The organism is Nostoc sp. (genome assembly GCF_036916735.1).
Taxonomy (GTDB): Bacteria; Cyanobacteriota; Cyanobacteriia; order Cyanobacteriales; family Nostocaceae; genus Nostoc.
Genome location: NZ_JBALFV010000025.1, coordinates 36,679 through 57,579, shown reverse-complemented (window position 1 = coordinate 57,579; position 20,901 = coordinate 36,679). Strand labels below are relative to the sequence as shown.

Below are 20,901 nucleotides of genomic sequence, written 5' to 3'. Positions count from 1 at the left end.
AAAAGTTTTTAGTTATAACTTAGGAGTTGTGCATTAAGAGTTAGGAGTTAGGAGTTATGAGTTAAGAATTAGAAGTTATGAGTTATGAGTTAAGAGTTAGGAGTTATTTGTTCCTCGCTCATCACTTCTAACTTTATTCATCACTGATAATTTTTCACTCCTAACTTTATTCCTAATTCCTGTACAGACGCGATTAATTGCGTCTGTACTCCTCACTCCTAACTTTTTTACAACGCCCCGGCTGCTGTCTTATCTAGTACACCTCTACCGAAGTGAGCAGTGATATTCATCGCTTGCAATACTGGTAGACTATCGATTCCACAAGGATAGTCAATAACACTAACTGCGCCATTACCCTGACGGAAATTCCAGAAATTTTCTAGCGATAAACCCAGAACGTGACAAAGTAAGGTTTTATTAGTTGCGTCGTGAGCTACTACTAATACAGTTTTAAATTGATTCGTTGATGCGGTTTGTAAAATTGATTGCCAAGCTGTAACGCTACGTTCCCACACCTCTTGCAAATTTTCTCCTTCAGGCATTTGAACTTGGGCTGGCACTAACCGCCATCGCTGCAATTCTCCGGGAAATTCTTGCTCTATCTCTGTTTCTAATTTTCCTTCCCAAAGTCCGTGGCTGATTTCTCTTAAACCATCTTGCAAGTCTAACTTTACATTAGGATGTTGTTTTAGAATGATCTCTGCTGTTTCTTTAGGGCGCAGCATTGGGCTACTGCAAGCATTATCAATCGCTACCTTTTGGAGAAATTCGGCTGCTTTTTGCGACTGTTGTCTACCGTTGTCGTTGAGGGGGACATCAATTTGCCCTTGAAACCTGGTTTGGCGATTCCAGTCAGTTTCACCATGACGCACCAGCAACAACCGTATTCCTTCATGATCTGGTCGCAATGAGGGTAGACTTTCTCCAATGTGTTGTGTCTGATTTAAGGATTCTAACTGAACTGGTTCCCCCAATCCTCCAGCAAAATTTAGTACGCTAATGCCACAGTTAGATTGCTGTATTGAATGGTAGCGACTGGGAGGAATTGCCAAGGCTGTGCTAATCAGGGCGCGATTAATGCCGTTATGTCCCACTATGAGAATACTTTCGCCTTGATGTTGAGGCAAGATTTCTTGCCAAAATTGCCGTGCTTGTTCGTATAATGCAAGAACAGGAAAATGTTCTCTTGTCCCTTGTGCATCATTCAGCAGCATCCGCAGTTCGTCGGGGCGTTGATGCCAAGTGCGGTAGTCTTCGGCAAATTTCTGCTTCACTTCAGCAGTTAAAAGTCCTTCCCATAAAGGTAAGTCAATTTCTAGCAGCAAATCAGAAACTTGGATTATGGCAGACTGTTCAGGATGAGTCGCTAACTCACTATGGATAATATCTGCTGTGTGTTTCGCTCGTTGCAGGGGGCTGCTGTAAATCGCATTAAATAAAATATTGCTGAGGGCTTTGCCAACTTTACTGGCATCGTTTCGACCTTTTTCGGTTAATGTTGACGCATCAGTGCGTCCCTGAATACGCCTCTCGGTATTATAACTGCTTTGACCGTGGCGCACAATGATGACACGAGTCATCTAAAAGCCCTCCTCTTCTCTAGACGATTAATTTTACTGCAAAATGATTGCACATTTAGCGATTCAGGAAGGCAGATTTAGTTAAGTACGAAACTTTATTCTTGTAGAGGACGTAGGATGAGCAGCTAAAATTGCTGCTGTATTAACAATATTTCCTAACAAAACTGTTTTAATTCAAGTAGAAATATTTGGTATAAGAGGTTGTGTGAAAAGTGTTTCCCTGTAATTTTGGGCACTTTTATATCCCTCTAACCTTTGCAACAGATGAATCGTAGGGGTATACAACTGTACATTAATGTCGATTTAACGTAAACAGTCATGTCTTGCAAAGAACTGGAGTTCCTTGCTAATAGCTAAAGTCATCTGAAGATGACTAAAATATAGTCAAAAATCTTTAGTCTTCCTTAGTAGACTTTAGCTTTTAGCCTGGAACTTTAATTCAAAGTGGGTGGGTGAGTTAAATAACTTTGGTTCTGCGGATGATCGGGTAAATAAGACATCTACGCTCAAAACTATAGCGTCAACCTTTATAAGCTGTCGCGCCTACAAATTGCACTATTTTCATTGTTAAAAAAAGCTGCAAACCCTCTGCCTTGCTTCCTGCCCCCCTGCGGCCTCAATGTGCTTGCTTAAATGCTTAACAGTTTACCTAATTATTCTCTCCTTATATCTAACTGCACTTGCAATCCATCATTGTCATTCCCAGACTGAGCCGGTGCTAATAGAACAGAAGTGTCAGGCTGTGATAATGTTTCGTTAAAGTGTATTTTGACTGGAGTTTTATTGTCTCTTCTATTATTGTTGGAGATGATTGCTGGATTAGTTTGCTCAAAAAAGCTTTTAAAGTCTTCTTGGGCTGTTCTATGATCAATTCCAACAAGAGAATTACCAGTTGATCTGTATTTCTCTAGATTTGAGCTTAATGTTGGTGACTGTGCGTATACTTGGCTTCCTAAGCTTGCAAAGGCTGCCGTAATTCCCAAGAAAGCAATAATTTTGGTGTTCATTTGTTTTATCCAAATTATCTTTAATATTGCTCATCTATTATTTTATGGGAAAATTATTTTGATTAACTCTATCGTTAGGTTCTACTACATTAATCATATTGCGTATATACTTAGAGTGTCACTGATTAATGTTGTTTTAAGAATTACCAAGCTATAATCAATGGCATGTCTTGGGAAATGAAATTATTTGGTTCAGTTTCCAAGCGATCGCAGTTTAGTTCGTTGAGATATGCCAGGAAGAAATCAGCGATATTGTCAGGTAAATCAATCACATTCCCTTGTTTAATGGCTTGCCTTTAAGATGAAGATTTTAGGGAACCATTACCACCCGAGCCAGAACAGAGGAAATGGTGGTTAGTAATTTCAAAGCCGTTACTATGGAGCGCTTCGCGTACCCGATCACTTAACAAGGCAGCAAGTTCTGCTTCACCTGCTCCTAGTGTTCCATTTAAAGGAGCGCCATGAATAGCGTTGGCAAAGCCCGCCCTAGGCATCGCTGGATGAGAGTAAATCTCTACTAAGTCTGCCTGGATTTGAGGTATCAACCCAAGTAAGTATTCCTCTGTAATACCACCAGTTTGCAATAAACCGTAAACTCTTTGGGTAAATTTAATACCTTCGGACTCTAGTATTCTCTCACCATAGCGGCGTAGTTTGCCAAATACTCCTGACCAAACTAGCTTTGTCAGTAAATTACTGCGATTAACTCTGAGGGTCAACCCCAGTTCTTCACTTGGCAACCGAATTACTTTAATATCAAATTCTGGTGCTAGGTCAACTAAAATACGCAAGACTATTGGATGGATATGCAAATGCAAATGTCCATCTACATGAGAAAGTGGCAAACCAGTAGAACGGTATTTTTCTAACTGGGCACGAATTTCTTGCCGCAGTTCTTTATGGGTTTCCTTGACAAATTGATACCGCAACCCAGCCATAAACGGACTGTTAGAAAAGTTACCTTCTTTGTCAACTAAATGAGGAATTTGGTCTGGCGGTAGCACAGAACGTCCACAGATCAAGACGAGATGTAGCCCAACAGCGAGGTTTGGGTAGGAATTTGCCAAAGCGACAGCCTCTTTTGCAGCTTCAGCACTCACCATCAGGCTGGTGCTACTTAGCACTCCTTGTTTGTGTGCTTTGATAATTGCTTGATTAACTCCTTCAGAGAAACCAAAGTCATCACCATTAATGATAGCGAATCGCTGTGCTTGCATAAGTTTCTATCTTTAAGGTTCTGATAATTGAGCTATTGAGTGATTACGTTGAGGTACGAGTCTAAGAGTAGCTAAGGCAATTTTGGCTAGGTTCGGCACAAGCTGCGGTTGGAGTAATTCTTTATCAAACACCCCAAGCCGTCGGCTGTTTTCTTCCAAGCAAGTAGATAATAATAACTCTGGGGTTAAATTATCTATAAAGTTGCTAGCGCCGGTGGCTGTGAAACCCTTTTGTTGTTCTTCGTTAGAACCACTAAAAGCTGTAATCTTATCTTGTAAGGCTCTACTGTAATGTATAAGAGCATTAATTCCTCGTAACCAATTACTTCTGCCCTCCTGAATTTCCAGGTAAGTAACCCAATTAATGAAGAACATGATATGACGGGCTTCTTCATTTAAAATTACATCGAAGATATCAAATAATGCTTCTGGGATGTAGTTGACATGACGGCGAGCGAGTCCAAACAGACCAAAGGCTAAAAAAGAGTCAAGACATTCACCAAAACCAAAGTCAAGGAAGGCCGTTTTGATATTACTAGGAAGTACAGGTGCAGGAGGTAGAGAAATTTGAATATCGTACTGATCAATCAGAAATTTAATCAGTTTCCCGTGGCGAACTTCTTCCATACCTTGTAGAGCGATCGCGTCTTTTAATAAAGAGTCGCTAATTGTGGCTGCAAAAGCGTTCACCATCACTCCTGCTTCTTGTTCTGTATTCAGTGCTTCTCTCCAAAAGGGAATATTACGTAAGCTTTCAATAGCTACACTGTCCAGAGTCGGCCAAGCGAGACGTTCTGGCTCGTACTCTAAGTGACTTTCAATAAACCTATGGCAAAAAAGTTCTTTGTGTTCTTTGCTTCCTATTTTCATGGCTGAAGAAATTGTTGAATTTTTTGATAAGTATTCGGACAGAATTAATTACATGATGTAATTGCGATCGCAATTACTGTAAATATTTGTGTTCATTCACTTATTTAGCTGGGTTATCGTCAATTCCTCCACAAAAATAACCATTAACAATTCAACATTCAAAGACATTTTAGACGAGGATTTAAACCCCGACTGTAGGCTTACAGTATTAGTAACTTATGCTACATGTAATGCTTCTGGTCTGAAATCGTTTAAGTTACAATCATTAACCAACAACTACTGATGCAGCTTTTGCTGTTGTTTGAGTGCGACGATCTTTCAAGTAAGAGAAAAATTCCCGCCCTTCACGTAGGCGACGAACTAACATTTGGGGATCAGTAAGCATTTCAGTGACAATTGGGATAATCGCTCTGGGACGGAAGTAGAACTTCCGATACATCTTCTCAACAGCGTCTTCAATCTCAGCACTAGAAAGATTTGGATATTGCAGTGTGGACATTTGAATTCCAGAACTAGCAACTAAGGAATTGTTGCTAAACCAATTATTTTCTTGTGCTTGACGATAAAGTTCTGTTCCAGGATAAGGGGCTGCGATGGAAACCTGAATTGTATGAGGACTAATATCGCAAGCAAAGCGGACTGTTTCTTCGATTGTTTGTTGAGTTTCGTCGGGTAAACCAATGATAAATGTACCGTGTACAGTAATGCCAAGTTTATGACAATTTTCCATAAACTTCCGCGCTACTTCCAGTTTGATTCCTTTCTTAATTCCATCCAAAATTTGCTGATTGCCAGATTCAAATCCTACTAAGAGTAGGCGTAAGCCATTATCGCGTAGTTTTTTGAGGGTGTCATAGTCGAGATTGGCACGGGCGTTGCAACTCCAAGTCAATTTGAGTCGGTGCATGTGTTCGCTAATTGCGATCGCTCGATGTTTATCAATTGTAAAGGTGTCGTCATCAAACATATATTCTCGCACCTTGTCGCCAAAGAGCGCTTTAGCTTCTTCCATCTCACGCCCAACGGCTTCTGGACTTTTAGTGCGGTATAAGTGTCCACCAATTGTTTGTGGCCAAAGGCAGAAGCTACATTTTGCCGGACAGCCCCGCCCAGTGTAAAAGGAAATGTATGGATGCAGCAAGTAGCCAATAAAGTATTTAGTAATATCCAAATCACGATGATAAATCGGCAATACACTGGGCAGAGAATCCCAATCGTGAATTAAAGGACGGTCTTGATTATGATGTATATTACCCTGGCGATCGCGGTAGCTTAGACCTGTAATTTCTTGCCAAGATTTATCTTCTGCTAGTTCTTTGCAGGTATAGTCGAATTCGTGGCGACACACAAAGTCAATGATGGGGTTTTCAGCCAGCGTCTGCTCTGGTAACACTGCAACGTGCGCTCCAATGAAGCCAATCTTGATATTAGGGTTTTGAGCTTTGATTGTCTCAGCGCACTTCACATCATTAGGCAGCGAAGGCGTGCTGGTGTGCATGATAATTAGCTCGTAATCTTGAGCAATTTTGATTACATCTTCTACTGTTTGATTGTGTGGTGGTGCATCTATTAGCTTGCTACCAGGCACAAGGGCTGCCGGTTGCGCCAGCCATGTAGGATACCAAAAGGAGGTAATTTCGCGCTTGGCTTGGTATCGTGAACCGGCTCCACCATCAAATCCATCGAAGGAAGGAGGACTAAGAAACAAAGTTTTTTTCACAAGTATATTTCCTCAATATATAATTCTACGCACAGTCTACGAGACGCTGCGCGAATACGTTACCAGTGTAATTCTAATTAGCTTACCGCGATCTTTCAGAAGTTTTAAACTGTGAGGATGGAAAATTTACCCTAGAAGCGCAACCTAAATTGATTTGCAAACAACTATCTTGAAAATGGGGCATAAGCGTCTATCATGAATTTGATTTACTTTCTTTTGCGTTCTTCGTGGGGGATGGTAGCGATCGCGATCGCTACTGGATTTTTGAGTGGCGGTAGTAGTGCGGGCTTGATTGCCTTAATTAGCCATGCTGCAAGTAGCAGTGGTGCTTCTCGCCTCACATCGATAATTTGGGGTTTTGCGGGGCTGGCCATAGTTGTATTAATTACTAGCATTATTTCTCAAGTGATGCTGATTCGCCTTTCTCAGAATGCGGTTTTGCAATTAAGGATGCGTTTGAGTCGGCAAATTCTGGCTTCTGAATTGACTCATCTAGAAGGGTTAGGGAATCCTCGATTATTGGCAACTCTTACAGAAGACATTCAGGTGATTGCCAATGCTGTTTATCAGATGCCTTTCATCTTTATTAATTTAGCCATCGTCCTGGGTTGCATAGCATATATAACCTGGCTTTCTTGGTTAGTACTGGTGCTAGTTTGTGGTATTTCAATAGTAGCGATCGCTAGTTGTCAATGGCTACTTAACAGAGGAGAAAAATTGCTGGCTCTAGCTCGTGAAGATGAAGATCAACTGTTTAAACATTTTCGCACTATTACTGAAGGAGTTAAAGAACTCAAACTAAACTACAGGCGGCGTGAAGATTTTTTAGAAGAAAAACTACACCCAACTGCTAACAAGTTTCGCCATCACAATGTTAAAGGTCTAACCCTTTTTGCCACAACTTCTAGTTGGGGACAACTCGTATTCTTTTTTGCCCTCGGTTTTGTAATGTTTGTGCTGCCTAATTTGCTTACTATCAATGCTGAAACTCTCTCTGGTTACATTTTAACCTTTACTTACTTAGTGTTACCAATGGATAACATCATCAGCAAACTTCCCTTATTAAGTCAAGCCACTATTGCTTTGCAAAAAATCGAGTCTTTGGGCTTATCTCTAGCTAGTCGATCTGAAATATCCACTGTTCCACTTGCACTGAAATCTGATTGGCACAGCTTAACATTTAAAAATGTTACCCACACTTACTATACAGTTCAAGAAGATAATAGCTTTATTTTTGGCCCCATCGACCTAACACTATATCCTCAAGAATTAGTTTTCATTATCGGCGGCAACGGTAGCGGTAAATCTACATTATTGAAACTAATTATCGGACTTTACATCCCTGAAAACGGCAAAATTTGGTTTGATGATAACTTAGTTAGCGAAACGAATCGAGAATGGTATCGTCAGCATTTTTCTGTTGTATTTTCCGATTTTTATTTATTTGAAGAACTTCTCGGTTTAAAAAACTCTTACTTGGATACTCAAGCCACTAAATATTTACAACAGTTGCAACTAGACCATAAGGTAAAAATTGAAAATGGTCAACTTTCTACCACTGCACTTTCTCAAGGACAACGTAAACGATTAGCTTTACTCACAGCATACTTAGAAGATCGACCAATTTATCTATTTGATGAGTGGGCAGCCGATCAAGATCCAATATTCAAGGAAATATTCTATACTCAACTTTTACCAGAACTGCGATCGCGAGGTAAAACAGTACTGGTGATTAGCCATGACGATCGCTATTTTCATTTAGCAGATCGAATTATCAAACTTGACTATGGAAAAATAGAGTATGACAAAACTTAATATAATGGCAAAGATACACTTCCTTATTCGGCGTCATTTCTGCTTTTGCTTTTTTTCTAGAAGCAATTAAACAAACTTGTAAGTTTTCAATTTATGCTGCTTCTCTAAATGCCCTTATTCTCTAATACTACTAATGCGATAAAATTCTCATTTTTAATTCAAATTAATCGCTTTTATTCCTGCGGGTATGATTCTATTTTTGTTAAAATCTTGATTACAATCAATACACGTAAAATCATTGGATCTATTTATTTTTCCATAAAATTTATTTAAAAAATAGGTCTAATAACCATGTTTGCATTTAACTTCTTCAGAATTTTTCACCTGATTATCATTGATTTACTGGTAATTTTGTGCATATTATCTGTTTGCTTTTATCACTATGCAATTTATGCAGCAATAACTTTTTTTGGTCATCCCCAGTCAAGGGATCTAGAGTTTCATCCACCTGTTAGTATCCTCAAACCTGTTTGTGGAGTTGATAGCGATGCTTATGAAAACCTAGCCTCATTTTGTCAGCAGGACTATCTAAAATATCAAATTATCTTTGCTGTGCGAAATTCTAAAGATCCTTGCATAGAGGTTGTAGAGAAAATCATCTACAATTATCCAGATTTGGATATTCTGCTGATAGTAAGCGATCGCGTCATCGGTACAAACCTCAAAGTTAGCAACTTGGCGAATGCCGCAGCCAAAGCTAAATACGAAATTTTAGTTCTTGCTGATAGTGACATCCGAGTTGGAACAGACTATTTGCAAAGAGTTATCCAGCCGTTGCAAGATGAAAGCGTGGGTGTCGTTACCTGTATGTATCGATCCTTAGCTAAAGGATGGGTATCGACATTCGAGGCTATTGGTACTACTACTGAGTTTCATGCTGGGGTTTTAGTCGGCAATATTCAAGAAAATGGTATAAAATATGCCTTTGGTTCCACCATTGCCATACCTAAAAAAGTACTAGAAGCCATAGGTGGATTTGAAGCAATTGCTGATTATCTGGCAGATGATTTTCAACTTGGCTATCTACCTGTCCAAGCAGGTTACAAAGTTGTACTTTCCGACTATGTAGTTGAACATGTACAAACAAGCAACAACTTTGTTGATGCTATCAAGCGCCAGATCCGTTGGGCGCGTGGTAAACGAGTTTCTCGTCCTTGGGGTTATCTAGGACTAATTTTTACCTACGGTGTGGTCACTAGTTTGCTGCTGCTGATTGCCACAAATGGTTCAATACTAGGATGGGTAGGACTATGTATCTGTTGGCTAACAAGATTGGTGATGGCTTGGGTTGTTGGTACTATCAGTCTGAAAGATCCAATTGTCAAAAAATTTCTGTGGCTCATTCCTGGGCACGATTTGTTAAGTTTTGTTATTTGGTGTTTTGGCTTTATTGGCAACACAATAGAGTGGCGAGGGCAGCAACTAAAGCTAACTAAAGATGGAAAGCTACTACTGCAAGAAGACAGAAGTTCTCAATTATCAATTAAGGTTTTGACTAGTAAACTGTGGCGAAAGTTTACCTACCTTTAACATGGGGTTGATGACTGTTGTCAAAATATAGAGATTTACCTAGAATTGAATCAACTAATTCCTGGTAAGCTAGAAAATAACTAGTGTTCAGATATTGTGATTTTACCTGCTAAATGACTAAACTGTGAACCAGAAAGTGACTAAATATTCACGTCAAATTAAAGTACATGTCTTTTAGCTTAACTGACTCCGAAACTTATTAATACTAATAGTTAATAACACAACAGCAAAAACAACTAAAGCCAAAACATTCATCCACAGTACATCTAAGCCAACGCCTTTGAGCAAAATACCTCGAATGATCGCAATGTAATGGCGGAGGGGATTAAGTAAGGATAGGACTTGAAAGAAGGGTGGCATGGCTTCAATGGGTGCGATCGCTCCAGAAGTTTGTACCATTGGTAAATTAATAAAGAAAGCTGTTAAAACTACCTGTTGTTGGGAACTACTCACAGTGGCCAACATAATACCCAGGCTAATCCCGACAAATACATACATACTTGATAAGGCTAAAAACAGCAGAAAATTACCTCGAAATGGTACATGAAAGATTACTGTTGCTAAAGTGATAGCTAATAAAACATCTCCCATTAATAAAAATGCTAAAGGAACAATTTTAGATAGTAATATTTGCCAGTTAGCAGCCGGAGTCATTAATAATTGTTCTAAAGTACCTGTATCTTTTTCCCTGACAACAGTAATTGCTGATACTAATGTACCAATTAATGTTAAAACTAAACCCATAACTCCTGGTACAAAAAACCAACTACTTGTCAGTCCAGGATTGTACAGAAATACAACTTTAGGTGAAACTGGGGGATTTGCTTGACCTTGAGTTAATTGCAGATTATATTGCTGGATAATTTGATTCATATAATTTGCAGCAATCCCGGCTGTATTAGCATTTACTGCATCAATAAATACTTGAACTTCTGCTAATTTTTGTACCAGTTGACGCGGAAAATCGGGAGGAATTATGACCCCAACATCTAGCTTTCCTTCTTCTACTTGACGATTTAATGCTTTTTCACTGTCTGGTAGAGATTCTAAAGTGAAAATTTGATTTGATGTCATGGCTGAAACTAATTCTCGACTGGCGCTGATGTTGGCATAATCAATCACACCTAATCGTAAGTTATGAACATCAGGATTGAGGATGAAGCCATACAATAATAATTGAACGGTAGGCGGGATAACTAACAAAACAATTAATTGCTTATTGCGGAGAATTTGATTAATTTCTTTCCGCACTAATGCCCAAAATGGATTATCAAATAATCGCAGAATAAGTTTCATAAAATTACTTTTTATTAAACAGCACAGATGCAGAGAATACAGAGAAGTTAATTTGGTAATTGCATTCGGCTTAAAACTCGGCGTGATACGTTGAAAAATACTAATCCCAAAGTTGCAAGCATGATTAAATCAAACCAAACTCCGGCAAATCCTGTACCGCGCACGAAGGTATCACGAGTAATATCAATGTAATAACGCGCTGGAACGACATTAGGTAGCAGTGATAAGGGGAAAGGAATATTGTTGAGGGGATAAATAAAACCTGATAGTAAAAAAGATGTGATAAAGCCTATGAGGGAAACCCCTTGTACAGCAGCATTTTGGTTACTACTACGAACTCCTAAAAGTAAACCAAAAAAAATGCTATCTGCCAGAAATAGGAAAGTTCCAAGTAATAATGTTATCGGGTTACCAACTATGCCAACTTGGAAAATAATTGAGCCTAATATCATAACTACTAATGTTTCGAGTATGCCAATTAATAGGTATGCTAATCCTTTACCAAGTAATAGTTCAGTGGCACTAATATTAGAAGCGTAAACTTGTAAAATTGTCCCTTTTTCTTTTTCCCGTACCATTGCGATCGCAGAGAGCAATGAAGGAAAAATCCACAGTACAACTCCGTAAGTTCCTGGCACAATATACAACGATTCTAATCTACCAGGATTAAACCATAGACGCATTCGTGCTGTAATACTACTAGTAGCAGGTAGCAGTCCATGCTCTTGCATGAAAAAGTTTGTGACTCTTTGAATACTATTTCTAATTACACGGGCATTGTTAACATCAGTTCCATCGATTAATACTTGTAAATTTGTACTTATACCTGCTTGAATATCACGGCTAAATTCCGGCGGGATAATTACTGCTGCTTTAGCAATTCCTTTATCTATAGCATCGCGTGTAGGATTGCCACCAGACCATTGTTTAGGCACAAATTGATTGGTGGCATAAAGTCTTTCAATATAGCTGCTACTTAGGTTTGTGCGGTTGAAATCTTGAACAATTAAGGGAATATCTTTACTCTCTAACCTAATCGCAAAGCCAAAAATTATTAAAGTGATGAATGGCAATAAAAATGCTAGTGCTAACGTCAGGCGATCGCGGCGAAATTGTGCTATTTCTTTTACACATTGAGCGAAAATTCGTTTCATGTCTATTGGGTACTGGATATTGGGTACTGGGGACTGGGAGTTGAGCAATTAAAGTTTGGATTGTAATTCAATCTAAAATCTAAAATTCCTACTCCTTTCCTATCCTTGCGATCGCTGTACTATACCGATAAAAGCATCTTCTAAAGAAAAAGGAATGGGACGTAAAGAATTGATGGTAATTTGATTAGATTTTAAAAGTTGAGTTAGTTGATTTATTTCCTGTTCAGGATGATCAAGAACAACGTGTAAACTATCAGCGAAAATCGAGACGCGCCAAGACTCGAAATATTGTTTTAGTATCTTAGAAGCTATTTGGTTTTGATCAACAATAATTTCTATTAATTGTCCCGGTTGCGAGGCTTTGACAGAACTGGGTGAACCTTCGGCGACGGTTTCTCCTGCAACCATAAAACTCATACGGTTGCACTGTTCAGCTTCTTCTAGATAATGTGTTGTTACTAAAATGGCTGTACCGTTGCGGGCAAAGTCATTAATCAGCTTCCAAAACTGGCGACGCGCCAACGGATCTACCCCCGATGTTGGTTCGTCTAAAAATAAAATATCTGGTTCATGCATCACGCAAGCACCGAAAGCTACTCGCTGCTTCCAACCACCTGGTAGCTGCCCGGTAATCATATTTGCTTGTCCTTCTAAGCCACAGGTAGCAATTACCCAATCAATTTTTTCCCGTCGGAATTTGCGAGGTACGCTGTAAACTCCGCTATAAAATTCTAGATTTTGCAGAATAGTTAAATCGTCGTAAAGGGTAAATTTTTGACTCATGTAACCAATACGTCGCCGTAAGTCTGCACTACGCAGATTTCCTGTTTCACCACCTAAGGAAATTTCACCGCCGCTTGCTTCGAGTAATCCACACAGCATCTTAATGGTGGTAGTTTTTCCAGCACCGTTAGCACCTAACAACCCAAAGATTTCCCCATAGCGCACTTCGACGTTGACATCTTTAACGGCTTGGAATTTGCCAAACATCCGACTAAGGTTGTGAGCATATATCGCTGGTGAAGAAGGAGAGATGGGGGGAAATTCTTTAATTTTGAATTTTGTTAGCGCAGCGTTAGCGAGTTCGCGAGCGTCATTTTGAATTTTGAATTGATTCGTTCCTTGTCCCCTTTTACGCGAACGAGGAAATGGAAAAAACTGTGGCACAGAACCTTGTTGTCGCAAGCGCGTGACAAAAACGTTTTCTAATGTGGGTTCGCCATGCTCGATAATAGGAGAAGGTAACTGATGTTGTTGCAGCAGTTCGCGGACTTGGATTTCGCCGGAATTGATATCTTTAACTAGAACATCTAAGCGATCGCCAAAAGTTTGCACATCTACTATATTTGTCTGATTAGTCTGGGATAATATTTCTTCTGTGGCTTCTAGGTTAGCTGTTCTCACTTCTAAGCGATGCAAGCCTAAGTTAGCCCGTAAGTCTGCGGGTGTGCCAATTTCATGAATTTGCCCACTGTACATTAATGCCACGCGGTGACAGCGTTCAGCTTCATCTAAATATGGTGTAGCAACTACAATTGTCATCCCCTCAGCTGACAATTCCCCTAGCACATCCCAAAACTCTCGCCGAGAAACTGGATCAACACCCGTGGTAGGTTCATCTAATAACAATACTTCTGGTTGAGAAACCAAAGCACAACACAGCGCCAGCTTTTGTTTCATCCCACCAGAAAGCTGTCCGACTAAGCGATCGCTAAATCGCTCCAAATTCATTAATTTTAAATATTTATTGCGGCGTTTCTCTAACAAATCATCTGCTACTTGCCGCAACCCTGCTGCATAACGCAAGTTTTCATCAATACTCAAATCCAAATACAGCGAAAACTGTTGTGTTAGATAACCTGTGATTAATCGGGCATCTCGTGCAGGCTGATTAAATATTTGCACCTCCCCTGCTGTTGCTTCCATTACACCGCCCAAAATGTGAAAGGTACTAGTTTTACCCGCACCGTCAGGGCCAATCAATCCAAACATTTCACCTTTGTGGACACTCAAATCAATTCCCCGTACAGCAGCTAAATTTCCATAGTGCTTATGCAAACCACAAACTTTAATTGCGATGGTTGGCAGGCTAGATGATGGCAGTAAGTTTGGAGGGAAAGTAGTAATTTGCTGTTTCATGAAGCTTATTGTTCAATCCAAAATCTAAAATCGTTCGATGGTTCCTGAGCGAAGTCGAAGTTCAAAATCTAAAATTCTTCATCTTCCTGCCTTCAAATTAATTTTGGCGTCTGCTGGCATTCCCATTTTGGCACAGGGTAAATCTGATTCAGTATAAGGATTTTCCGGGTTAAAACAGCTATCAGGGTTTTGAATTTTGATTCTAATTCCTACTACTTGTCTGACTCTATCTTTTTGAAAGTAAATATTCTCTGGTGTAAATGAAGCCTGGGGATCGATGGCAATTACTTTACCTTCTAATGGTTTTTTCGGCGCAGAATCAATAAAGATTTTTGTTGTTTGTCCTAGACGCACTCTGCCAATATCACCTTCAGGAATAAAACCTCTAAAATACACTGTCTTGGGGTCAACAATTGTCAAAATGTTAGTCTGGCTGCTAACTATTGCACCTGGTTCAACACTACGGGCTGTCACTACTCCATCTAAGGGACTCACTACATTTAAATCTTTTTTGGAGTCTGCAATCTGAGTGAGAATTTGCTGATTTGATGCTTGGGCATCTTTGACTTTGGCACGCGCAGAGTTGACTTTCGCCTGTGCAGATTTAAGTTGAGCAGAACTTTGCTGCTGCTTTCTGACTAATGCTGTTAACTGGGCGTTGCGAATATCAGGATTGAAACCTGTAGTTTTGGCTTGAGTTAATGCCCCTGACACAGCACTTAACTGTTGACGTTCAGCATTAACTGCTGCCTTTCGTGCTTCTAGGGTTGCTATTGCTGTATCAAGAGTGGTTTGTGCTTGGTCAAATTGTTGTTGATTGATCGCTCCTTCTTTGACTAATTGGGCATAGCGATCGCGGTTGATTTTTGCTAAATTAACTTCTGCTGCTGCCTGTTTAACTTGCGCTTGTGCTTGCACTAATGTGGCTCTGGCTGCTGCTACATTTGATTGTGCCTGCTCAATTCTTCCTTGGGTATCCCCTTGCGATTGCTGCAAATTTAGTTTAGCTTCGTTAATTTGGCTGTTAATTTCTTGAATTTCTCTGATAACTTGCTCGGCATCTGAAATTGCTTGCTGTTCATCATACTTAGCAGATGTTACTCTGGCTTGAGTACCAAGTAATTGTTGTTGGAGCAATTTATCGTCTGTGTCGTCTAGCTTAATTAATTCTTGCCCCTTTTTAACTGCTGCCCCTTCCCGCACGAGAATTGACTCAATTCTTCCAGAACGCTTGATCCCAATCTCGGTTTCATAACCCTCAATCCGCCCGCTAACTTGCAGTAAATTCACTGTTCCTTGCGGTTGACTGTGCCACACTGCGTAGCCAATGCCACCTACTATTAGTAATCCGCCAATCAATAAAGGAATCGGTTTCTTACGGTGCTGCTTTTTGGATACTGGGGTATTCGTAAGGTTTTCGGGTGGGATTGGGACAGTGTGAGTCATTGTAGCACTCTGGATGACGACAAATATTTTTGCTCTCATACTAGACCGTCCAGTATGATATAGCAAGATGTATGCAAAAAAGTTTACCATTCATGCCTCTAAACCTTGCTTTCCAACTAGAAAATCTTTTACCTGCGATCACTCCAAAGCAGGAGCAAATCTTGCAAGGAGCTATACGGGTATTTTTGAAAGAGGGTTACGCTAGAACAAGTATGGATCGTGTGAGTGCGGCGGCTGGGGTATCGAAGCAAACAATATACAGTCACTTTCAAGATAAACAAGGACTGTTTAAAGCATTAATAGAACGGTTGACACTCGCTTGTTTTCAAAGCATTTTTTGCACAGAAAAATTGCACAGCGAACCAGCGATTTTGTTGCGTCAAATTGCAGAAATTTATTTAACTAAAGTTGCTGATAATCCCGATTATTTGGCATTGTTGCGTTTGATTATCACCGAGTCACAAAACTTTCCTGAACTAGCAAAACTTTATACCCAAACCGTTGTGCAGCGTGGTCGGCAAATACTGAGTCAGTATTTTGCATCTCATCCAGAATTAGCAATTACCGACCCAGAAGCAATGGCTCACATTTTTTTTGGTTCACTAGTATCCTACGTGATTGTACAAGAAATTTTGTATGGAAAAGAACTCACATCGTTATCACGCGATCGCCTGTTAGACAGCTTAATAAACGTGGTCATGAGCCAGGGAATAATACCAATAAGGAAATAGATAGTAGTCTGTCAAGAAAGAATTGAGGGATACTTAACAATTCAAAATTCAAAACTTGTACTGAGCGTCTTGCCGTGAGCGGCGTCGTTCGCGCAGCGTCCCGTAGGGAAGGGAGCCGAAGTATTCAAAATTCAAAATTAAAGACATTTTCAATTGGGGATTTAAACCCCGATTGAAAATTTGGTACGTATAGACGTAGGGTCTTCAACTCTCGGATTTACGATAAACAGGGTAATCTATTAGATCCAAAAGGGAGGACTAGGCAACTTAGCAATTAGACTAGTTAAGTTTTTCACATCGTGTTAAAACCAGTTATGAATCCATAAACAGTAATGGTCAATAGCTTGTTGTTCTGTAATATTACCTAAGAGTTCTGATGCGATCGCATGGCTAACCCAAATACCAGACATAATTGCTTTAAGAACGCTATGACTTGATGTCGGGTCAAGTACCATTGCTGCATCCCCAACAAGAAAGTAACCATATCCGGCTGGTTGTGAAACGATTCGCTAGGTAACATTAGCGGCCTGCATTTAAAAGGTTTTTGCCCCCCTTTTTAAGATTGCGGGATCAAAAACCAGTGAGGCAACTCTAGAAGATTTGTGTACATCACCATAGCTACTGTTGACTGGGAGCAGCAGCAGGTTGCGATTGAGGTGATTGACGTTGTTGGCGTAAACCGCGCAAAGACTCCCGCAACTTGTTCTGGCTGGTATTATCTTCTCGCCGCCGTCGATTTGGGGTTGCTTGTGGCTGTTGTGATGAATTGGTACTTGTTCGTTCACGCTGGATACGGCGTAAGGACTCTCTTGCACTTCCTTGAGTGCGATTTATCCTCGCTTCAGATGATGAGCCGGAGGTAATAATTTCTCTTCTTTGAGGTTGCAGCTGCCGATTCAATCGAGATTCTGTTGGTCTTGTGGCTGTAGTTTCACTAGATGGGGGTGTCAAATCTCTGCGTCTACGTCCTGGATGTTCTTGTATGGAGTTAGCAGCAGCTGCCTGCTGTTCTTGTCTTTTTCTTTCACTTTCTCGGACTTCTTGCTGACGGCGAGAACCTTCTAAAACGTAGTTAGGGATAATTGTCGCTTTTTTTCTGCCACCACTTATTTTGATGTCACGGGCTTGTCTTACGGTGGCTTCATCCAAAGTAGAGTTCCCACTGGAGCGAGTAAGATGCACATTAGTGACATTACCTTGTTCGTCTAAATCAACTTCTACCCGTGGGCTGCCTTCAATTTTTTGCCCTCGTAATGACGTTGGATACTTGAAATCACATTTGCGGCAAGCTCCCCTACCATTACCATTACCTGAACTGTTAATTTTTGGAGGTGTTGGTGCTATTGGTGCTGTTGCTACTGTCGGAGGGGTTTCTACTCGATTACCTATACCACTACCAGAGCCTGAGCCAATTCCTGAACCTCTACCACTGCCAATTCCTGAACCTATTCCTGAACCTATACCACTGCCAATTCCTGAACCTCTACCACTGCCAATTCCTGAACCTGTACCTGTACCTGTACCTGAACTTAAAGCAACGCCAGAGCCAGAGCTACCAGAGTTATCTGTCAGGACTGAACTACCACCGCCGCCGCCGCCACCGCCGCTCACAGGAGCAACAGTTTTCACGGGGACTTCTGACTTGGGAGCAATTTCCCTATTTGTTGGTTGTGGGTTTTGAGTGGTTTGTTTTGGTTGTTGTTCAATTGGCTGAATTCGAGTAGTTTGTTTTGGTTGTTGTTCAATTGGCTGAATTCGAGTAGTTTGTTTTGGTTGTTGTTCAATTGGCTGAATTTTTGGTCTTTCAATCAATTCTTGTACTGGTTTTTGTACTGGTATAATTTCTTTAGGCTGTTTTTGAACAATTTCTGGTTCTTTTTTGGGTTCTTCTGTAATTTTTTCAAGTGGTTTTTCTGGTTCCGGAGTCGGAGCATCAACGATCGCCACCTCTATTGGTTCATCATTCTCTTCAGGCATTCTTGTTAAATAATTACCTATGCCTGAAGACAGTACGCCGATATGCAGCGCCAGCGAACCTATCAGACTCAAAGCCAGAAAAGACTTGAGAGCCTCAACTTCTTTGGAACGTTGCTCGACAGTAGTGCCGGAAAAACTCATAGCTATTGCTACCTATTGTCACTAATTTAGTCATCTTAAAATGCATGGTTGCAAATATCAAGTAAAAAATTAAAATTCTTTCCGGCAGTGTTACGCAACAGCATACTACTCAAAAAAATATCTTTGAAAAATACTGTTAATATCATGATTTATAGATAAAATTAATTTTTGTCTTTATTAAATTAATTTATATAAAACCAAAAGATATTAAATAAAAATAATGATGATTAGATGAGATTTGAAAAAATTCCGATTATATCTTAAACTCTATTGAGAAAAAGTTTCATTTTTTCGCTTGATTCTGGTAGTCTGATTTTGTATTGATGACGTTTAGAGGCACTACATGGGAATTCAGCATTTATTTGAAGCAGGCGGTGTGGTCATGTTCCCCCTGCTGGCGTTTTCGGTGTTTGCAGGGGCACTAATGATTGAGCGGGCGAAGTTTTGGATACAGATTGGTAAGCGTCAAAACCGGGTGGTGCGAGAGGTTTTTAATCTTTATCGACTTGATAATGTTATTAGTGCTGTTGATAAGCTGCAAAAAAATGTAGATTTACCCATAGCACGCATTTTTCTGGCTGGACTACAGCTAGAAAGACCGACTCCAGAAAAATTTCGTTTGGCTTTGAAAAGCGAGGCACAAGCAGAAATCCCTACGCTCAAGCGGTTTCAAGCTGTATTTGACACCATTATTGGTTTAGCGCCTCTGTTGGGACTTCTCGGCACAATTTTAGGATTAATTCGCTCATTTGCTGGACTGAATGTTGGTGATGTCGGAGCTACTAAAACTGGTGCAGTCACTGCTGGTATTAGTGAAGCTTTAGTTGCTACCGCCACAGGATTGATTGTGGCTATCTTCGTGCTTTTAGGAGCCAGCATCTTCCGGGGATTATATCAGCGGCAGATAACAATGATTCAAGAGTACGGCGGACAGCTAGAAATACTGTTCCTTGATCGCTACGAACAACAACATGAGCGCTACGAACAACAGGAGAAATCTTATGGATCTAGGTGATAATGAACCAGATTTACCACCATTTATAAATGTAGTACCTCTGATAGATGTAATGTTCGCCCTTTTGACATTTTTTATTATGTCAACGCTGTTTTTAACACGCTCGCAAGGGTTGCCAGTAAATCTACCGAAGGCAGCTACGGCCAAGGAACAGCAAATTCCCACTAGAGTTACCATCACAGTAGATGAAAAAGGTCAGGTAAGCCTAAACCGCGAGCCAATAGCAATTAATGATTTAGCAGGGCGAGTGCGGACTTTAGTTGGTTCAAACCAAGATACATTGGTGGTTATTAATGCTGATCAAAAAGTCTTGCACGGTGAGATAGTGGGGATAATGGATCAAGTACGTCAGGTGAAGGGAGCAAGGTTAGCGATCGCTACCCAAAAATAAACAGTAGAAATATTGTGCATTAGAAGTTCAGAGAGTCAGGAAAATTCTATATACTGACTCCTAACTCCTTCTTGTATGATGACTACTACCAGCTACGCTTACATATCTGCAATTCTTGAGATATAAGTTTAAATAATGATTGTTGGTGTGAATGAATAAAAAAGTGGTCACCGTCGAACTCATGTAATGAGAAAGCAGCGCTCGTCTGCTCTTGCCATGCTTGCAGATCCTCATGACTAACTTCTTGGTCTTGCAAACCACCAAAAACAGTAATAGGACACTTCAGAGGCTGTTTTTGAGTGTAAATATAAGTTTCCAGAACTGCAAAATCTGCCCGCAAAATAGGGAGGAACATCTGCATTAGCTCCGGGGATTCTAAAACTGCTTTGGGTGTACCGTTAAGACTGTGTAGCTCGTTTAGCAAATCAGGGTCTGACAGAACGTGGAGAGGTGGTTTTGTAGACGTGATTTGCGGGGCGCGACGAGCAGAGATGAAGAGATGAAAGGGAGCAAGACTATACTTAGAGCGAAGTAGATGGGTCAACTCAAAGCTAACTAATCCGCCCATACTGTGACCAAAGAAGGCGAATGGTTTGTCTAAATATGGTAACAGAACAGGAGCGATCGCTTCCACAAGAGGTTCTAATCGCGTCAAGGGTGCTGACTTAATCTGTCTTCCCCGTCCCGGATATTCCACAGCGCAGACTTCGACATTACTAGGAAGATTATTAGGCCAGGTGCGAAAAATCATTGAGTTACCACCAGCGTAGGGGAAGCAGAATAAACGCAAGTTGGCTTGAGGATTTGGTTGGGGACAGATAACCCAGGAATTGAAGCTTGGTGTAGTTGTCATAATATAACTTAGAGTTGGA

The 20,901-nt window shown here is 40.4% G+C and carries 18 protein-coding genes; 5 read left to right on the top strand and 13 right to left on the bottom strand.

Annotated elements, in window-relative coordinates; translation table 11 throughout:
- Positions 1-227: 227 nt before the first annotated feature.
- From V7L20_RS06170 to hpnJ, 6 genes are all read right to left on the bottom strand, one after another.
- Entirely contained in the window at positions 228-1,580 is a 1,353-nt protein-coding gene (locus tag V7L20_RS06170; protein ID WP_334743211.1) for a histidine phosphatase family protein, read from the bottom strand.
- A gap of 653 nt (positions 1,581-2,233) precedes the next feature.
- Positions 2,234-2,587 (bottom strand): hypothetical protein, encoded by a 354-nt coding sequence (locus V7L20_RS06165; protein ID WP_334743210.1) that lies wholly within the window; start codon positions 2,585-2,587, stop codon positions 2,234-2,236.
- Between the two features lie 143 nt (positions 2,588-2,730).
- On the bottom strand, positions 2,731-2,859 hold the full coding sequence (locus V7L20_RS06160) for a hypothetical protein (RefSeq protein ID WP_334743209.1): 129 nt from the start codon (positions 2,857-2,859) through the stop codon (positions 2,731-2,733).
- A gap of 24 nt (positions 2,860-2,883) precedes the next feature.
- Positions 2,884-3,804 (bottom strand): hopanoid biosynthesis-associated protein HpnK, encoded by a 921-nt coding sequence (gene hpnK, locus V7L20_RS06155; RefSeq protein WP_334743208.1) that lies wholly within the window; start codon positions 3,802-3,804, stop codon positions 2,884-2,886.
- A gap of 12 nt (positions 3,805-3,816) precedes the next feature.
- Complete coding sequence (locus tag V7L20_RS06150; RefSeq protein WP_334743207.1) at positions 3,817-4,674, bottom strand: ferritin-like domain-containing protein; 858 nt, start codon at positions 4,672-4,674, stop codon at positions 3,817-3,819.
- A gap of 265 nt (positions 4,675-4,939) precedes the next feature.
- Positions 4,940-6,394 (bottom strand): hopanoid biosynthesis associated radical SAM protein HpnJ, encoded by a 1,455-nt coding sequence (gene hpnJ / locus V7L20_RS06145; protein WP_334743206.1) that lies wholly within the window; start codon positions 6,392-6,394, stop codon positions 4,940-4,942.
- A 195-nt stretch (positions 6,395-6,589) separates the two neighbouring features.
- On the opposite strand from hpnJ, the gene V7L20_RS06140 reads away from it, so the two are divergent.
- Complete coding sequence (locus tag V7L20_RS06140; RefSeq protein WP_334743205.1) at positions 6,590-8,209, top strand: cyclic peptide export ABC transporter; 1,620 nt, start codon at positions 6,590-6,592, stop codon at positions 8,207-8,209.
- A gap of 291 nt (positions 8,210-8,500) precedes the next feature.
- Positions 8,501-9,739 (top strand): bacteriohopanetetrol glucosamine biosynthesis glycosyltransferase HpnI, encoded by a 1,239-nt coding sequence (hpnI, locus tag V7L20_RS06135; protein ID WP_334743204.1) that lies wholly within the window; start codon positions 8,501-8,503, stop codon positions 9,737-9,739.
- Positions 9,740-9,913: 174 nt separating this feature from the next.
- On the opposite strand, the gene V7L20_RS06130 is transcribed toward hpnI, so the two are convergent.
- From V7L20_RS06130 to V7L20_RS06115, 4 genes are all read right to left on the bottom strand, one after another.
- Positions 9,914-11,035, bottom strand: a complete 1,122-nt coding sequence (locus tag V7L20_RS06130; protein WP_334743203.1) for an ABC transporter permease — start codon at positions 11,033-11,035, stop codon at positions 9,914-9,916.
- Between the two features lie 47 nt (positions 11,036-11,082).
- Positions 11,083-12,189, bottom strand: coding sequence for an ABC transporter permease (locus V7L20_RS06125; RefSeq protein ID WP_334743202.1), 1,107 nt, complete (start codon positions 12,187-12,189; stop codon positions 11,083-11,085).
- Between the two features lie 99 nt (positions 12,190-12,288).
- A complete protein-coding gene (locus tag V7L20_RS06120) occupies positions 12,289-14,328 on the bottom strand; it encodes an ATP-binding cassette domain-containing protein (RefSeq protein ID WP_334743201.1) in 2,040 nt (679 codons plus the stop codon).
- A gap of 78 nt (positions 14,329-14,406) precedes the next feature.
- Positions 14,407-15,774 carry an HlyD family secretion protein gene (locus tag V7L20_RS06115; protein WP_334743200.1) on the bottom strand — a complete coding sequence of 456 codons (1,368 nt, stop codon included), beginning with the start codon at positions 15,772-15,774 and terminating at the stop codon, positions 14,407-14,409.
- A 71-nt stretch (positions 15,775-15,845) separates the two neighbouring features.
- Here V7L20_RS06115 and V7L20_RS06110 point away from each other — a divergent pair, with 71 nt between their 5' ends.
- Positions 15,846-16,505, top strand: coding sequence for a TetR/AcrR family transcriptional regulator (locus V7L20_RS06110; protein WP_334743199.1), 660 nt, complete (start codon positions 15,846-15,848; stop codon positions 16,503-16,505).
- Positions 16,506-16,807: 302 nt separating this feature from the next.
- Here the strand turns inward: V7L20_RS06110 and V7L20_RS06105 are convergent, their stop codons facing one another.
- Both V7L20_RS06105 and V7L20_RS06100 read right to left on the bottom strand, forming a co-directional pair.
- Positions 16,808-16,960 (bottom strand): hypothetical protein, encoded by a 153-nt coding sequence (locus tag V7L20_RS06105; protein ID WP_334743198.1) that lies wholly within the window; start codon positions 16,958-16,960, stop codon positions 16,808-16,810.
- A 163-nt stretch (positions 16,961-17,123) separates the two neighbouring features.
- Complete coding sequence (locus V7L20_RS06100) at positions 17,124-18,623, bottom strand: TonB family protein (RefSeq protein WP_334743197.1); 1,500 nt, start codon at positions 18,621-18,623, stop codon at positions 17,124-17,126.
- Positions 18,624-18,966: 343 nt separating this feature from the next.
- On the opposite strand from V7L20_RS06100, the gene V7L20_RS06095 reads away from it, so the two are divergent.
- Positions 18,967-19,638 carry a MotA/TolQ/ExbB proton channel family protein gene (locus V7L20_RS06095; RefSeq protein ID WP_334743196.1) on the top strand — a complete coding sequence of 224 codons (672 nt, stop codon included), beginning with the start codon at positions 18,967-18,969 and terminating at the stop codon, positions 19,636-19,638.
- Positions 19,625-20,029, top strand: coding sequence for an ExbD/TolR family protein (locus V7L20_RS06090; protein WP_334743195.1), 405 nt, complete (start codon positions 19,625-19,627; stop codon positions 20,027-20,029). Before V7L20_RS06095 ends, V7L20_RS06090 begins: the two co-directional genes overlap by 14 nt.
- Before the next feature lie 85 nt (positions 20,030-20,114).
- Here V7L20_RS06090 and V7L20_RS06085 read toward each other — a convergent pair whose 3' ends face one another.
- Positions 20,115-20,882 (bottom strand): thioesterase II family protein, encoded by a 768-nt coding sequence (locus V7L20_RS06085; RefSeq protein ID WP_334743194.1) that lies wholly within the window; start codon positions 20,880-20,882, stop codon positions 20,115-20,117.
- Positions 20,883-20,901: the final 19 nt, after the last annotated feature.

What these genes read in the sequence shown, in the direction of transcription:
- V7L20_RS06170 (WP_334743211.1), bottom strand. Translation starts at nt 1,580, where the DNA reads ATGACTCGTGTCATCATTGTGCGCCACGGTCAAAGCAGTTATAATACC.
- V7L20_RS06165 (WP_334743210.1), bottom strand. Translation starts at nt 2,587, where the DNA reads ATGAACACCAAAATTATTGCTTTCTTGGGAATTACGGCAGCCTTTGCA.
- hpnK (WP_334743208.1), bottom strand. Translation starts at nt 3,804, where the DNA reads ATGCAAGCACAGCGATTCGCTATCATTAATGGTGATGACTTTGGTTTC.
- V7L20_RS06150 (WP_334743207.1), bottom strand. Translation starts at nt 4,674, where the DNA reads ATGAAAATAGGAAGCAAAGAACACAAAGAACTTTTTTGCCATAGGTTT.
- V7L20_RS06140 (WP_334743205.1), top strand. Translation starts at nt 6,590, where the DNA reads ATGAATTTGATTTACTTTCTTTTGCGTTCTTCGTGGGGGATGGTAGCG.
- hpnI (WP_334743204.1), top strand. Translation starts at nt 8,501, where the DNA reads ATGTTTGCATTTAACTTCTTCAGAATTTTTCACCTGATTATCATTGAT.
- V7L20_RS06130 (WP_334743203.1), bottom strand. Translation starts at nt 11,035, where the DNA reads ATGAAACTTATTCTGCGATTATTTGATAATCCATTTTGGGCATTAGTG.
- V7L20_RS06125 (WP_334743202.1), bottom strand. Translation starts at nt 12,189, where the DNA reads ATGAAACGAATTTTCGCTCAATGTGTAAAAGAAATAGCACAATTTCGC.
- V7L20_RS06120 (WP_334743201.1), bottom strand. Translation starts at nt 14,328, where the DNA reads ATGAAACAGCAAATTACTACTTTCCCTCCAAACTTACTGCCATCATCT.
- V7L20_RS06115 (WP_334743200.1), bottom strand. Translation starts at nt 15,774, where the DNA reads ATGACTCACACTGTCCCAATCCCACCCGAAAACCTTACGAATACCCCA.
- V7L20_RS06110 (WP_334743199.1), top strand. Translation starts at nt 15,846, where the DNA reads ATGCAAAAAAGTTTACCATTCATGCCTCTAAACCTTGCTTTCCAACTA.
- V7L20_RS06105 (WP_334743198.1), bottom strand. Translation starts at nt 16,960, where the DNA reads ATGGTACTTGACCCGACATCAAGTCATAGCGTTCTTAAAGCAATTATG.
- V7L20_RS06100 (WP_334743197.1), bottom strand. Translation starts at nt 18,623, where the DNA reads ATGAGTTTTTCCGGCACTACTGTCGAGCAACGTTCCAAAGAAGTTGAG.
- V7L20_RS06095 (WP_334743196.1), top strand. Translation starts at nt 18,967, where the DNA reads ATGGGAATTCAGCATTTATTTGAAGCAGGCGGTGTGGTCATGTTCCCC.
- V7L20_RS06090 (WP_334743195.1), top strand. Translation starts at nt 19,625, where the DNA reads ATGGATCTAGGTGATAATGAACCAGATTTACCACCATTTATAAATGTA.
- V7L20_RS06085 (WP_334743194.1), bottom strand. Translation starts at nt 20,882, where the DNA reads ATGACAACTACACCAAGCTTCAATTCCTGGGTTATCTGTCCCCAACCA.